The organism is Bradyrhizobium sp. SOJA106 (assembly GCF_059448745.1).
In genome coordinates this window covers 6,611,210-6,625,079 of record NZ_CM182549.1, presented here as the reverse complement: position 1 = coordinate 6,625,079, position 13,870 = coordinate 6,611,210, and the positions used below count along the sequence as shown (strand labels likewise).

At 66.0% G+C, this 13,870-nt stretch carries 9 protein-coding genes; 5 read left to right on the top strand and 4 right to left on the bottom strand.

The features are described 5' to 3' along the window. Nucleotides 1-23: 23 nt before the first annotated feature. Nucleotides 24-1,697 carry a DNA repair protein RecN gene (gene recN, locus AC5V87_RS31235; protein ID WP_495368783.1) on the top strand — a complete coding sequence of 558 codons (1,674 nt, stop codon included), beginning with the start codon at nucleotides 24-26 and terminating at the stop codon, nucleotides 1,695-1,697. Nucleotides 1,698-1,859: 162 nt separating this feature from the next. Beyond that, nucleotides 1,860-4,016 carry an NAD-dependent DNA ligase LigA gene (gene ligA, locus AC5V87_RS31230; RefSeq protein WP_495368782.1) on the top strand — a complete coding sequence of 719 codons (2,157 nt, stop codon included), beginning with the start codon at nucleotides 1,860-1,862 and terminating at the stop codon, nucleotides 4,014-4,016. A 116-nt stretch (nucleotides 4,017-4,132) separates the two neighbouring features. Here ligA and AC5V87_RS31225 read toward each other — a convergent pair whose 3' ends face one another. Next, nucleotides 4,133-5,410, bottom strand: coding sequence for a multidrug effflux MFS transporter (locus tag AC5V87_RS31225; protein ID WP_495368781.1), 1,278 nt, complete (start codon nucleotides 5,408-5,410; stop codon nucleotides 4,133-4,135). Nucleotides 5,411-5,744: 334 nt separating this feature from the next. Then, nucleotides 5,745-7,574 (bottom strand): aminopeptidase P family protein, encoded by a 1,830-nt coding sequence (locus tag AC5V87_RS31220; protein WP_495368780.1) that lies wholly within the window; start codon nucleotides 7,572-7,574, stop codon nucleotides 5,745-5,747. 188 nt (nucleotides 7,575-7,762) lie between these two features. Between AC5V87_RS31220 and AC5V87_RS31215 the strand changes: the two genes are divergently transcribed. After that, nucleotides 7,763-7,942: a hypothetical protein gene (locus AC5V87_RS31215; protein ID WP_495368779.1), complete on the top strand. Its 180-nt coding sequence runs from the start codon at nucleotides 7,763-7,765 to the stop codon at nucleotides 7,940-7,942. 108 nt (nucleotides 7,943-8,050) lie between these two features. Here AC5V87_RS31215 and AC5V87_RS31210 read toward each other — a convergent pair whose 3' ends face one another. Next, a complete protein-coding gene (locus tag AC5V87_RS31210; RefSeq protein ID WP_495368778.1) occupies nucleotides 8,051-8,938 on the bottom strand; it encodes a 50S ribosomal protein L11 methyltransferase in 888 nt (295 codons plus the stop codon). A gap of 166 nt (nucleotides 8,939-9,104) precedes the next feature. Between AC5V87_RS31210 and AC5V87_RS31205 the strand changes: the two genes are divergently transcribed. Further along, nucleotides 9,105-9,260: a Flp family type IVb pilin gene (locus tag AC5V87_RS31205; protein WP_456836627.1), complete on the top strand. Its 156-nt coding sequence runs from the start codon at nucleotides 9,105-9,107 to the stop codon at nucleotides 9,258-9,260. Nucleotides 9,261-9,546: 286 nt separating this feature from the next. On the opposite strand, the gene AC5V87_RS31200 is transcribed toward AC5V87_RS31205, so the two are convergent. Further along, complete coding sequence (locus AC5V87_RS31200) at nucleotides 9,547-11,157, bottom strand: phytoene desaturase family protein (protein WP_495368777.1); 1,611 nt, start codon at nucleotides 11,155-11,157, stop codon at nucleotides 9,547-9,549. A 268-nt stretch (nucleotides 11,158-11,425) separates the two neighbouring features. Here AC5V87_RS31200 and AC5V87_RS31195 point away from each other — a divergent pair, with 268 nt between their 5' ends. Next, complete coding sequence (locus AC5V87_RS31195) at nucleotides 11,426-13,705, top strand: fused MFS/spermidine synthase (protein WP_495368776.1); 2,280 nt, start codon at nucleotides 11,426-11,428, stop codon at nucleotides 13,703-13,705. Nucleotides 13,706-13,870 lie beyond the last annotated feature (165 nt).

Below are 13,870 nucleotides of genomic sequence, written 5' to 3'. Positions count from 1 at the left end.
CCTCGGCTAGGAAATCTGGTTCCATGCTGGCGCGTCTGTCGATCCGTGACATCGTCCTGATCGAACGGCTCGATATCGAATTCGCCACCGGCCTTGCGGTTTTGACCGGCGAGACCGGTGCGGGCAAATCCATCCTGCTCGATGCCTTTGCGCTGGCCCTCGGCGGCCGCGGCGACGCCGGCCTCGTGCGTCACGGCGCCGAGCAGGGGCAGGTCACCGCCGTCTTCGATATCGCCAAGAATCACCCAGCGGCAAAAATCCTTGCCGAGAACGGCCTTGAGGACACCGGCGAGATGATTCTCCGCCGGGTGCAGCTCGCCGACGGCCGCACCCGCGCCTTCATCAACGACCAGTCGATCAGCGTGCAGACGCTGAAGGCGGTCGGTGCCGCCTTGGTCGAGATCCACGGTCAGCACGACGAGCGCGCGCTGGTCGATGCCGCCACTCACCGCCGCCTGCTCGACGCCTTTGCCGGGCTGGAGAAGGACGTCGGCGCCGTCGAATCGCTCTGGGAGGCCCGCCGCACCGCCAACACCGCGCTGGAAGCGCACCGCGCCGGCATGGAGCGCGCCGCGCGCGAGGCCGACTATCTGCGCCATGCCTCCGACGAATTGAAGCAGCTCGCGCCCAAGGACGGCGAGGAGACCGCGCTGGCCTCGCGCCGCACCACCATGATGCAGGGCGAGAAGATCGCCTCCGATCTGCGCGAGGCGCAGGAGGCGGTCGGCGGCAATCATTCGCCGGTTGCGGCGCTGTCAGCCGCAGTCCGCCGGCTGGAGCGCCGCGGCGTGAACTCGCCGGCGCTGGTCGAGCCTGCCGTGCGGGCGATCGACGCCGCGATCAACGCGCTGGAGGAGGCCGATCAGCATCTCCAGGCCGCGCTTGCCGCGACCGATTTCGACCCGGCCGAGCTCGAACGCATCGAGGAACGGCTGTTCGCACTTCGCGCCGCCTCGCGCAAATATTCGACACCGGTCGATGGACTCGCTGCGTTGGCCGCCAAATATGCCGCCGACGTCGTGCTGATCGACGCCGGCGCCTCGCAGCTCAAGAAGCTGGAGCAGGCCGCGATCGAGGCCGATTCGCGCTATGCGGCTGCCGCCAAGAAGCTGTCGTTGGCGCGACAGAAATCCGCGGAGAAGCTCAACAAGGCCGTCAATGCCGAGCTGGCCCCGCTCAAGCTCGAACGCGCCAAGTTCATGACCCAGGTCGACACCGACGAGGCCGCGCCAGGCCCGCAGGGTTTCGACCGGGTCGAGTTCTGGGTGCAGACCAATCCGGGCACGAGGCCGGGACCGCTGATGAAGGTCGCCTCCGGCGGCGAGTTGTCGCGCTTCCTCCTGGCGCTCAAGGTCGTACTGTCCGACCGCGGCTCGGCGCCGACCCTGGTCTTCGACGAGATCGACACCGGCGTCGGCGGTGCGGTCGCGGACGCCATCGGCGCGCGGCTGGCGCGCCTTGCCGGCAAGGTGCAGGTGATGGCCGTGACCCATGCCCCGCAGGTCGCCGCCCGCGCCGACCAGCATTTGCTGATCTCCAAGGATGCGCTTGACAAGGGCAAGCGCGTCGCCACCCGCGTCAACGCGCTCGCCGCCGATCATCGCCGCGAGGAAATCGCCCGCATGCTCGCCGGCGCCGAGATCACCGCGGAGGCGAGGGCGGCCGCGGAGAGGTTGCTCAAGGCGGCGACGGCATAGGCTTCCGTGTCCCGGACGCGCGCAGCGCGAGCCGGGACCCAGAACGTCGCGACATGGGCCCCGGCTCTGCAGCGCAGCGCTGAAGAAGCGCTGCGCTGCGTCCGGGGCACGAGATTTCCACACGCCTTTACCGTGCTACCCCCTCCGTCGTATCCAAGCACCATGGCAAGAGCAGCAAAATCCCAGGCAAGGCCGCCGCTTCGCGACGTCACTGAACTCACCAAGGCGCAGGCCAAGGTCGAGCACACGCGGCTTGCGCTCGAGCTCGAAGAGCACGACCGCCGCTACTATCAGGAGGACGCGCCGACCATCACCGACGCCGAGTACGATGCGCTACGCCAGCGCTTCAACGCGATCGAGAAGCGCTTTCCGGAATTCGTCAGCGCGGACTCGCCCTCGCAGAAGGTCGGCGCCGCGCCGTCGGGACGGTTCAGGAAGGTGCGTCACTCGCTTCCCATGTTGTCGCTCGACAACGCCTTTGCCGAAGAGGACGTGCGCGACTTCGTCGGCCGCATCGTGCGCTTCCTGAAGCTCGACGACGGCAAGGTCGATTTCTCCGCCGAGCCGAAGATCGATGGCCTGTCGATGTCGCTGCGCTACGAGGGCGGCGAGCTCGTCACCGCGGCGACGCGCGGCGATGGGGCGGAAGGCGAGGACGTCACCGCCAACATCCGCACGCTCGAAGACGTGCCGCAGAAGCTGAAGGGGCGCAACATCCCCGACATCTGCGAGGTGCGCGGCGAGGTCTACATGACCAAGAAGGCGTTCCTCGCGCTCAACGAGCGGCAGAAGGCCGCCGGCGACACCATCTTCGCCAATCCGCGCAACTCGGCCGCGGGCTCGCTGCGGCAGAAGGACCCGAACATCACCGCCTCGCGTCCGCTCGGCTTCTTCGCCTATGCCTGGGGCGAGATGAGCGCGATGCCCGAGGGCACGCAGAGCGGCATGATCGGCTGGTTCGAACGCTGCGGCTTCAAGACCAATCCGCTGACCAAGCTGTGCCACTCCGTCGAGGAGCTGCTCGCCTTCCATCATTCGATCGAGGAGCAGCGCGCACGGCTCGACTACGATATCGACGGCGTCGTCTACAAGGTCGACCGCATCGACTGGCAGGAGCGTCTCGGCTTCGTCTCGCGCACGCCCCGCTGGGGCATCGCGCACAAATTCCCGGCCGAGCGCGCCATGACGGTGCTACGCGACATCGAGATCCAGGTCGGGCGGACCGGCTCGTTCACGCCGGTCGGCAAGCTCGAGCCGGTCGGCGTCGGCGGCGTGATCGTGCAGAACGTCACGCTGCACAACGAGGACTACATCAGGGGTGTCGGCAACAAGGGCGAGGTGCTACGCGAGGGCCGCGACATCAGGATCGGTGACACCGTCGTGATCCAGCGTGCCGGCGACGTCATTCCGCAGGTGGTCGACGTCGTCCTCGACAAGCGGCCAAAGACCGCCAAGGAATTCCACTTCCCCAAGAAGTGCCCATGCCCGCTGCACACCGACGTCACGCGTGAGGAGACGGCGACCGGCGAGGAGGGCTCGCGCGCCCGCTGCACCGGCGAGTTCGCCTGCCCCTATCAGAAGATCGAGCACCTCAAGCTGTTCGTCTCGCGCCGCGCCTTCGACATCGATGGTCTCGGCGAAAAGCAGCTCCAGTATTTCTTCGATGAAGGATGGGTCAAGGAGCCCGCCGACATCTTCACGCTGGAGAAGCGCAATTCGAAACTGAAGCTCGAGGAGATCGAAGGCTACGGCGCGACCTCGGTGCGCAACCTATTCGGCGCGATCGAGAGCCGGCGCAGGATCGCGCTGGAGCGCTTCGTCTATGCGCTCGGCATGCGCCATGTCGGCGAGACCACTGCGCTGGCGCTGGCGCGCGGCTACGGCTCCTGGGACGCGTTCCACGATGCCTGTCTCAAGGTCGCCAAGGGCGACGAGGAGGCGATGGCGGAGATGGATGCGCTCGACCAGATCGGCGACACCGTGATCAAGAGCATCGCCGATTATTTCGGCGAGAGCCACAATCGCGGCATCGTCGAGCGGCTGACGAAAGAGGTCGAGATCATCGACGCCGAGAAGCCGAAGAGCAACTCGGCGGTGGCCGGCAAGACGGTGGTGTTCACCGGCTCGCTGGAGAAGATGACGCGCGACGAGGCCAAGGCGACCGCGGAGCGTCTGGGCGCGAAAGTGTCAGGCTCGGTGTCGAAGAAGACCGATCTCGTCGTCGCCGGCCCCGGCGCCGGCTCGAAGCTCGCCGACGCGAACAAGCACGGGGTCAAGGTGCTGACCGAGGACGAGTGGCTAAAGCTGATCGGGGAGTGAGCTCACCCGTCATTGCGAGGAGCGAAGCGAGGAAGCAATCCAGACTGTCACCGCTGAGGTAGTCTGGATTGCTTCGCTTCGCTCGCAATGACGGCTGGGCACGCGCTTTGCGCCGCTCACATCATCCCGCTCTCTTCCCCTTCCGCCTGCTCGATCAATTCCTCGCTCACCATCACCTCGCGGCGGGGGACGACGAAGATCATCATGCAGGCACAGAGCAGCGAGATTGCCAGCACCGCCGAGATCAGCGGCAGCGTCGTTGCTGAATGGCCGCCCAGATAGGCGCCGAATTGCGACATCAGCGCGCCGATGCCCTGCTGGAGGAAGCCCATCGCGCCCGAGGCGGTGCCGGCCGCCTCGGGGCGGATGCTGATCGCGCCGGCGGCGGAGTTCGCCATCACAAAGGCATTGCCGAGCATCACGATCATCTGAGTGCCGAACAGCCAGAAGGGCGCCTCGTTCCATCCGGTCAAGCTCCAGACCAGGTTCAATAAGCTGCCGCAGAGCTGCAGGCCGAGCCCGAGCCAGATCAGCCGCTCCAGCGAGTGCCTGGGCGCAAAGCGTACGCAGAGGAGGTTGCCGACCAGATACGCAAAGCCGGTTGTTGCGAACCAGGCGCCGTATTCGGCGCTGGAGCGGCCCATCTGCGTCACCACGATGTAGGGGCCGCCGCCGGCGAAGGTGAAGATGATCTGCGAGGCCAGCACCTGGCACATCACGTAGCCGACGAAGGCGCGGTTGCGGATCAGAATGCCGACGTCGCGGCGAAAGCCGCTGCCGGGGGCGCGGGTGCGGCGCGTTTCCGGCAGCGCGATCGCGATACCGACGGCGACGGTGAGCGCGCCGATCGTGATGGCATAGGAGATCGCGCGCCAGCCGAACGCGGTCTCGATCAGGCCGCCGGTCAGCGGCGACACCATCTGTCCGATCATAAGCGCCGCAACCACGAGGCTGATCATCGAGGCGACGCGATCGCGCTCGTAGATGTCGCGGATGATGGCGCGGCTCACCACCATGCCGGCGGCACCGCCGAGCGCCTGGAAGAAGCGCGCGGCGATCAGCTGCGGCAGGGTCTGCGCGAAGATGCAGGCGACGCTGGCCGCGACCATCAGCGTCAGGCCGCCGAGCAGCACCGGGCGGCGGCCGAACCGGTCCGACAGCGGCCCCATGATCAGCTGCGACAGCGCGATGCCGACCATGTAGAGCGACACCGTCATCTGCGCGACCGAGATGTCGCTGCCGAAGGTCGTCGCCAGCACCGGCAGCGCCGGAACCAGCATGTAGAGCGAGATCGGCGCGATCCCGGTCATGGCGACCAGCAGCAGCAACACCATGCGCGAGGTCGCGATGCTCTTCGTCGCCGCGTCCGGCGGCCTGCTGATCATGCCATGCATAGATGTCCGTCTTTCGAATTCGAATCGACTGTAGCGTGCTCACGCAAGACGGATATCGGCGTTTCGGAATGCGGCTATTCGGATTCCGGGACGGTTATAATAACAGCGCGAGGGTGGCCGATTGATCGCGCGCCTCATTCCGCAAAAGCGGCGTCATCGCCTGCCTTGTGCGCGGTTGCGCACTGAGGCAGGCGATCCAGTGCGCCGCGGCCACTCCGCATACGTGTTCTACCTCTGGGAATACTGGATTCCGCCTTCGTGGAGAATGACAGCGATATGTGGAGAAGCAGCGTTGCGCTAATCGCGTAGTGCCATGCATCGTCCGGCAGGCGCGCTACGCCTTCAGCTCGGCCGTCGCCTGATCGAGCCATGCCTTCGTCGCCTCATCCAGCGCCGGCCGCACCTCGGCCCGTACGCGTGCATGATAGGCGTTGAGCCAGTCGAGCTCGCCACGGCTCAGCATTGCCACATCGATCAGCCGACGGTCGATCGGCGCCAGCGTCAATGTCTCGAACGCGTTCATCGGCTTCTCGGCGCCCTTGATGTCGGCTGCGACGACGAGCTCGAGATTTTCGATGCGGATGCCGAAGCCGTCGGTCTTGTAGTAGCCGGGCTCGTTGGAGAGGATCATGCCACGCTTCAGCGGCGTGGTGCCGAGCTTCGAGATGCGCGCGGGCCCTTCATGCACACTGAGGTAGCTGCCGACGCCGTGGCCGGTGCCGTGCTCGAAATCGACGCCGGCGGACCAGAGATATTGCCGCGCCAAGGTGTCGAGCTGCGCGCCCGTGGTGCCGTCGGGAAACACGGCGCGCGCGATCGCGATGTGCCCGCGCAGCACGCGGGTGAAGCGGTCGCGCATCTCTTCCGTCGGCTGCCCCACCGCCATGGTGCGGGTGACGTCGGTGGTGCCGTCTTCATATTGCGCGCCGGAATCGATCAGCAGGAGATCGCCGGGCGCGATGCGCCGGTTGCTCTTGCGGGTGACGCGGTAATGCACGATGGCGCCGTTGGGACCCGTGCCGGAGATGGTCGGGAACGAGACATCCTTCAGCGCGCCGGTGTCGCGGCGGAACGTCTCCAGCGCCTCGACGGCGTCGATCTCGGTGAGCTTGCCGCTTCCCGCCTCGCGGTCGATCCATGCGAGGAAACGCGCCAGCGCCACGGCGTCGCGCACATGGGCGGTTTTCGTGCCGGCGATCTCGGTCGCGTTCTTGATCGCTTTGAGCAGTGCGATCGGATCGTTGCCGCGCACCGGCTTGCCGCCGGCGCCTGCGATCAATCGGCTCAGCGCATCGGCTGCGGTGGCATTGTCGAGTGCGATGGCCACGCCGTTTCGAGCCAGCGCCATCAAGGTCGGCGCCATCGCGTCGGGCTCGCGTACGTCGGCGGACTGCTCGAGATGGTCGCGCGTCAGGTTCGAGAGCTTGCGGCGATCGATGAAGACGGTGGGGCGGCCGTCCTTCGGCACCAGCGCATAGGACAGCGGCAGCGGCGTGTGGGCGACGTCGGCGCCGCGGATGTTGAAGGTCCAGGCCACCGCATGGCTGTCGGACAGCACCAGTGCATCGACGCCCAGCTTGTCGATCTCCGTCCTGATCTGCGCGATCTTCGCGGCCTCGGCGATCCCCGCATATTGCAGGCCGTGGACAGCGACCGGGGCGAGCGGCGGCGGCGGCCGGTCCGGCCAGATCGCATCGACCGGATTGCTGTCGACGGCAACCAGCTCGGCGCCGGCCTTGGCGCAGGCAGCCGCGAGGCGCTCGGCTGCCGCAGAAGTGTGCAGCCACGGATCAAATCCTAGGCGGTCGCCGGCTTTTAGGTGCGCGGAAACCCAGCTCTCCGGCGGCGGATCGATCAGCGATTCCACCGCCCAGGCTTTTGCGTCGACCTGTTTGGCGGCCTGGATGGTGTAGCGGCCGTCGACGAACACCGCGGCCTCGTGCGTCAGCACCACGGCCACTCCCGCCGAGCCGGTAAAGCCGGTCAGCCAGGCGAGCCGCTCTTCCGACGGGGCCACATATTCGTTCTGCTGCTGATCGGCGCGTGGAACGACGAAGCCGGTCAGCTTGCGGCGGGCGAGCTCTTCACGGAGCGCGGCAAGGCGCGCCGTCAATGCGACGCCGGCCTCGGGCTCCTCGAACGTCTGGAAGTGCGCTTCGAACATGACGGGCTCAATCTAGGACCATGGGGATCGGTCCGCAATCCGGACGCAATTGCGCCGCATCTGGCATGGACTGTGCTTGAAAATGTGCCATTCGAATTGAGTGGAGTACAGGATGCAGCAGTTGCGCTTCGTCCGGATAACAGGGAAATTCGAGCAAGTGGTTCATCTCAACGGCGAGGGGACACACGATGCCAGCGTTCACGTTTGAAAAGATCACGCCGCCGGTCCGCCGCGCCCCGGCCGCAACACAGCCTGAGAAGCCGCGCGGCCTCATCAGCCAGATGATCGACCGTTTTGCCGAACGCCGCGCCAAGCGCGCCTTGCGGGGCAAGCGCGCGATGCAACGGGACGAGAAGCCGGCGAAGTAGGGCGGCAGCGATGCTGCCGCAAAGGCGCGAAGCGCCATGCCCACGGCCTTTCTCCAGCGGCGACAGATGGTGGGCACGCTTCGCTTGGCCCAACCTACGGCACCTCGCTCAATCCACCTTCCGCAGCAACAAGCTGCTCCAGCCTTCGATCCGCAGGTGCCTGAGCGGTACGAGGCCGCGTGCACGGTAGGCGGCGATCACGGCGGGCGCCTGGTGCGTGAGCAGGCCGGAGAGGATGACGCGCGCGCCAGGCGCAAGGTGCCGCGCCATTGGGCCGGCCAGTTGCCGGAGCGGGTTGGCAAGGATGTTGGCCAGCACCAAGTCGAACGGGCCGGATCTGGCAAAATCGGGGGCGACAAAGCCGGTCGCGCGGATCACCCGGACGCAGGTGCCGACTTCGTTCAGCGCCGCGTTCTCGGCCGCCACCCGCACCGAGGGCGGGTCGATGTCGGTGGCCAGCACCGCGCGATGCAGCGCCTTCGCCGCCGCGATGGCGAGCACGCCGGTCCCGGTGCCGAGGTCGAGAATGCTTCGCGGCTGGGAACTCTTAAGGACATGGTCAAGCAACAGTAAACAGCCGCGGGTGGTGCCGTGGTGGCCGGTGCCGAAGGCGAGGGCCGCCTCGATCTCGATCTTGAGCTTGTTCGGCGCGACGCGGTCGCGATCGTGGCTGCCATGCACGACGAAGCGTCCGGCCGGCACCGGGACGAGATCTTCCAGGCTTGCCTTGACCCAGTCCTTGGCCTCGACCGTGTCGAAGACGAGAGTCGCCGCGATCTCATTTCCTGCTGAAGTTGCAACGAGTTCGCGCAACAATTCCTGATCCGGCGCGTCGGCGAAATGCAGCGTGACGTCCCATTGTCCGTCGGGCCGCTCGAATGCGGCGACCGCCGCATCGCCCTCGAAGAATATCTCGGTGAGGACATCGACGACGCGCTTTGCCGAGGCCTCGTCGGCAATCGAAAAGCTGGCGCGGTGGGTGGGGGAAAGCTGCATCCTACGGTTCCCGTCACGTTCAATTTATGGAACTTTTGTTCCCAATTTTGCGTACAACTTGCAATTCGCCAATTAACCCGACTGAAGGCTGCGCCACCGTAGATTTGCGGATGTTGGGGCTGACCAACGCAGCTTGAAATGGAAACGGAGGCGAGTCTTGAAGTCCATGGTTTCGAAGTTCTGGTCCGATGAATCGGGGGCGACCGCGATCGAATACGGCCTGATTGCAGCCGGTATTGCGCTGGCGATCATCACTGTGGTGAACGGCCTCGGCAGCTCGATGAACGATAAGTTCGGTTCGATTAGCAGCTCCTTGAAGTAATTTCCGCCTCCGATTTCCAGCGGGGCACCTTTCTTCATAGACTCATTCGACAACCCGCCCGCTGGGGAAATGCCCCCTAGCGGGCGAGGTCGTTTTGAAGGCTGATTCTCACAAGAAAGCCACAGCCTGTCCCGTCCTTATGCCTGACGCTGTCCACGCCGTTATCCCGCCGGTCATCCCCAGCTTGTCCACGGCCTTTCAACAGGGGTTTGCCCGGCTTGCAGCGCGGGGGCCCGCCGGCGTGCCACAGCTTTGCCGGCGGCCTGTCCACAGCCCATCCACACACCTATCCACGGCTACCGAACAGCGAGCGGTGATCCCTCAGGATCGCCTGCGCCGCGTTGTGGCCGGGGGCACCGGTGACGCCGCCGCCGGGATGGGCGCCGGAGCCGCAATGATAAAGGCCTTTGAGAGGGCCGCGATAGTCGGCATGGCCCAGCATCGGCCGCGCCGAGAACAGCTGGTTCAGGGTCAGCGCGCCGTGGAAGATGTCGCCGCCGAGGAGACCGAACTGCCGTTCGAGATCGAGCGGCGACAGGATCTGGCGGCCGAGCACGCTTGCCGCAAAGCCCGGCGCATAGTTGTCCACGGTCGCGATCATGAGATCGGCGACCTCATCGCGATGCTCGTCCCAGGACTTTCCGTCGGGCAGTTCCGGCGCAACGTGCTGACAGAACAGGCTCGCGACGTGCTTGCCCTCCGGCGCCAGCGTGTCATCGAGCGTCGAGGGGATCAGCATCTCGACGACGGGTGACCTGCTCCAGCCCTGCGCGCGCGCATCGAGATAGGCGCGGTCCATGTAGGGAAGGCTTGGCGCGATGATGATGCCGGAGGTGAGGTGATCGCCGTCGCCGGATAGCGCCGTGAAGGAGGGCAGGCGGTCCAGCGCCACGTTCATTCGGAAGGTGCCGGAGCCGTTCTTCCAATGCCTTATGCGCGCAAGGAAATCCGCCGGCAGGGCATCGGCCGCGATCAGGTGCGTGTAGAGCAGCTTTGGATTGACGTTGGCCGCGACGTATTTCGCGCGAATGGCCGTGCCGTTTTCCAGCGCCACGCCGACAGCGCGATCGCGCTCGACGATCACCTCGCGCACGCCGGCATCAAGGTCGATCACGACACCACGGCTCTGCGCGGCGCGCGCCATCGCCTGCGTGATCGCACCCATGCCGCCGATGGCGTGACCCCAGACGCCCTTCTTGCCGTTCACCTCGCCAAAGGCGTGGTGCAGCATCACATAGGCCGAGCCGGCGGCGTAGGGGCTGGCGTAATTGCCGACGATCGCGTCGAAGCCGAACAGCGCCTTGACCAGATCCTGCTCGAAGCGTTCATCCAGCATCTCGCCGGCCGAGCGGGTGAAGAGGTCGAGCAGGCTGCGGCTCTGTTCCAACGTGAGCCCGCGCAGGATATTGGCGCTCTGCAATGCGTTGACGGCCTCGCGGATCGCAGCCGGGCCAAACCCATCGAGCAGGTTCGGCGGCGCGCGCAGCACGAATCGCCTGAGCACGTCGGCGATCTCCTCCAGCTCGCGCGAAAACCCGTCGAGTGCCTCCGCATCATGCGCGCTGAGCCGCGCGACCGACGCTTTGGTCCGTCCCTCGCCGGTGAGGAGATAGCTGCCGTCCGGCGCGGGCAGGAAATTCTGCGCGCGCCGTTCGACCACGCGCAGGCCGTGGTCGGCGAGGCCCAAATCCCGGATCACCTGCGGATTGAGCAGGCTCACCGTGTAGGCCGCGACCGAATTGCGGAAGCCCGGATGAAACTCTTCGGTCACCGCGGCCCCGCCGACCACTTTGCGGCGCTCGACCACGCGCACGCGCAGGCCTGCGCTCGCGAGATAGGCCGCGCAGGTGAGGCCGTTATGGCCAGCGCCGATGATGACGACGTCGGTTTCGGTCATGAAGGATTCGTGGCCCAGTCTACCGCCATTCCGGGGCTCGCGAAGCGAGAACCCGGAATCGAGGTTCCGGTTCGCCTCTTCGAGGCCCCGGAACGACTCTCTTATATCAAGCATTCCCCTCTGCAACATCACGTGCGCCTTTATTGCCCGTTCAGGCGCGCTGTGCTCCATTGCGCGCGGTCCGGCGCCCGCCGGAGGGTTTTGTTCGACGCGTTCTCTCGCGCGAGCCGGTGCCCACTTCGCTGGAAAACGCTTTGCCGGAGCTTTCATGGATTCGATCGTGCAACCCGCCGCCACGGAGCAGCCGTCGTCGTCACGCAACCGGCTGCTGCTGACGGTCTACACCGCCGCGATCTTCGTCAGCGCGCTGCTGCTGTTCTCGGTGCAGCCGCTGTTCACGAAGATGGTGCTGCCGCGGCTCGGCGGCTCGCCGGCGGTGTGGTCGGTGGCGATGGTGTTCTTCCAGTCGCTGCTGCTCGCCGGCTACGCCTATGCGCATCTGCTGGTGCAGGTGAAGAGCCGTGTCATTCCGGTTGCGGTGCATCTGGTGCTGCTGATCGCGGCGTTCGCCACCCTGCCGCTTGGCATCGCCTCTGCCTATGGCGAGCCGCCGGCCTCGGGCTACGCATTCTGGCTGCTTGGCCTGTTCGTCGTCTCGATCGGCCTGCCGTTCTTCGCGCTCGCCGCCAACAATCCGCTGCTGCAGGCCTGGTTCGTCCGCACCGGCCATCCTGCCGGCCACGATCCCTATTTCCTCTATGCCTCCTCCAACATCGGCAGCTTCCTCGCGCTGTTGTCCTATCCGTTCCTGCTGGAGCCGATGTTCACGCTGCATACGCAGAACCGGTTCTGGACCGGCGGTTATGGCCTTCTGATCCTCCTGATTGGCGGCTGCGGTGCGCTGCTGCTGCGCTCGCCGAGGCTGCCCGTGGTCGATGCGCAAGCCGAGGAGATCAACGCACCGGCCCCGGGTCTGCTGACGCGGCTACGCTGGATCCTCCTTGCGGCGGTGCCGTCGGGCCTGCTCATCGCCGTCACCGCGCACATCTCGACCGACGTCGCGGCGGCGCCGCTGCTATGGGTGCTGCCGCTTTCGCTCTATCTGCTCACCTGGGTGGTGGTGTTCCAGTCGCGGCCGCTGCTGCCGCACAAATGGATGCTGATGCTTCAGCCGGTCGCCATCGCCGGCGTCATCGTGCTGCTGGCTTTCGGCGGCGAGCAGAACCTGCTGCTGACGCTCGGCGGTCACCAGCTGTGCTTCTTCGTCATCGCCATGGCCTGCCATGGCGAGCTGGCGCGGACCCGGCCGGCCGCCAAATATCTCACGGGCTTCTATGTCGCGCTGTCGTTCGGCGGCATGGTCGGCGGCCTGTTTGCCGGTCTCGTTGCTCCCTTCACCTTCTCGTGGATCGCCGAATATCCGATTCTGGTCGCGCTTGCCGCGCTGTGCCGGCCGCCCGCCAGCGAGCGTCTCGCCGCTGTCGTCAAATGGTACTGGCTGGTGCTCGCCGCGCTCGCGATGGCGCTCGTTGTGCCGTCCACCACCACGGGCGATCTGACGACCTGGTTCGAGGATCACCGCGTCTGGGTCGCCGGCGGCGTCGGTGTGCTTGCCGCGCTGCTCGCACTGACATTCAATGCGGACCGCTGGAAGACCTTTGCAACCGTCGCGCTGGCGCTGGCCTTGATCCGAATCTATCCCGCGGACGAGGGCCGCGTCACAACGGTGCGCAGCTTTTTCGGCGTGCACAAGATCGTTGTGACGCCCGGCGGCTATTTCCACGTGCTGATGCACGGCACCACGATCCACGGCGCGGAGCGCTTCCTCAACAATGACGGCACGCCCGTCGCCGGACGGCCGGAGCCGATCACCTATTATCACCGGGATGGCGGCATCGGTCAGGCTGTCACCGCGATGCGCGAGCGCAAGGGCGGGCCGCTGAAGGTCGCCGCGATCGGCGTCGGCTCGGGCACGCTCGCCTGCGCCGCCGAACCTGGCGAGGACTGGAAGTTCTTCGAGATCGACCAGTCGATGGTGGATGCTGCGCGCGATCCGAGGAATTTCCGTTACATATCGAGCTGCCTGCCCGACCTGAAGCCTGTCATCGGGGATGCGCGTCTCACTTTCGCCAAGGAGCCCGACGGCGCCTACGATCTCATCATCGTCGATGCCTATTCGTCGGATGCGATCCCGATTCATCTGGCGACCCAAGAGGCGATGAAAATCTACAAGGACAAGCTCGCCCCGCACGGCGCCGTGGTGATGCACGTCTCCAACCGGCATCTCGATCTAGAGCCGGTCGTGGTCGGCATCGCCGATGCCAACGATCTGAAGAGCTGGGTCTACAACGAGGATTCGGGGCGCGATTCCGACTACATCTTCTCGACCGACGTCGTCATCTCCGCGCGCGATGCGGACGACGTCGGCAGGATCGCATCCTCCAAGCAATGGGAGGAGACCGAAGCCGACGACAGGGTGCAGGTCTGGACCGACGATTATTCCAACATTTTGGGTGCGCTGTACCGGCGGATAAGGGACGGCGAATAGTCGACGCTGGAGCATCTCTCGTGCCCCGGACGCAGCGCCATAAGCGCGTTTCCGCGCCCCTTCGAGACGCTATCGCGGTGCGCTGCAGAGCCGCGGGCCCACAATCCGGGTTCCGGCTCTGCGTCGCGTCAGTTCATGCCGCGCCGCGTCCGGGACACGAGACGG

Excerpts from the sequence above, each read along its gene's own strand:
- AC5V87_RS31210 (WP_495368778.1), bottom strand. The coding sequence starts at position 8,938 with ATGCAGCTTTCCCCCACCCACCGCGCCAGCTTTTCGATTGCCGACGAG.
- AC5V87_RS31195 (WP_495368776.1), top strand. The coding sequence starts at position 11,426 with ATGGATTCGATCGTGCAACCCGCCGCCACGGAGCAGCCGTCGTCGTCA.
- recN (WP_495368783.1), top strand. The coding sequence starts at position 24 with ATGCTGGCGCGTCTGTCGATCCGTGACATCGTCCTGATCGAACGGCTC.
- AC5V87_RS31225 (WP_495368781.1), bottom strand. The coding sequence starts at position 5,410 with ATGCATGGCATGATCAGCAGGCCGCCGGACGCGGCGACGAAGAGCATC.
- AC5V87_RS31200 (WP_495368777.1), bottom strand. The coding sequence starts at position 11,157 with ATGACCGAAACCGACGTCGTCATCATCGGCGCTGGCCATAACGGCCTC.
- AC5V87_RS31205 (WP_456836627.1), top strand. The coding sequence starts at position 9,105 with ATGGTTTCGAAGTTCTGGTCCGATGAATCGGGGGCGACCGCGATCGAA.
- ligA (WP_495368782.1), top strand. The coding sequence starts at position 1,860 with ATGGCAAGAGCAGCAAAATCCCAGGCAAGGCCGCCGCTTCGCGACGTC.
- AC5V87_RS31220 (WP_495368780.1), bottom strand. The coding sequence starts at position 7,574 with ATGTTCGAAGCGCACTTCCAGACGTTCGAGGAGCCCGAGGCCGGCGTC.
- AC5V87_RS31215 (WP_495368779.1), top strand. The coding sequence starts at position 7,763 with ATGCCAGCGTTCACGTTTGAAAAGATCACGCCGCCGGTCCGCCGCGCC.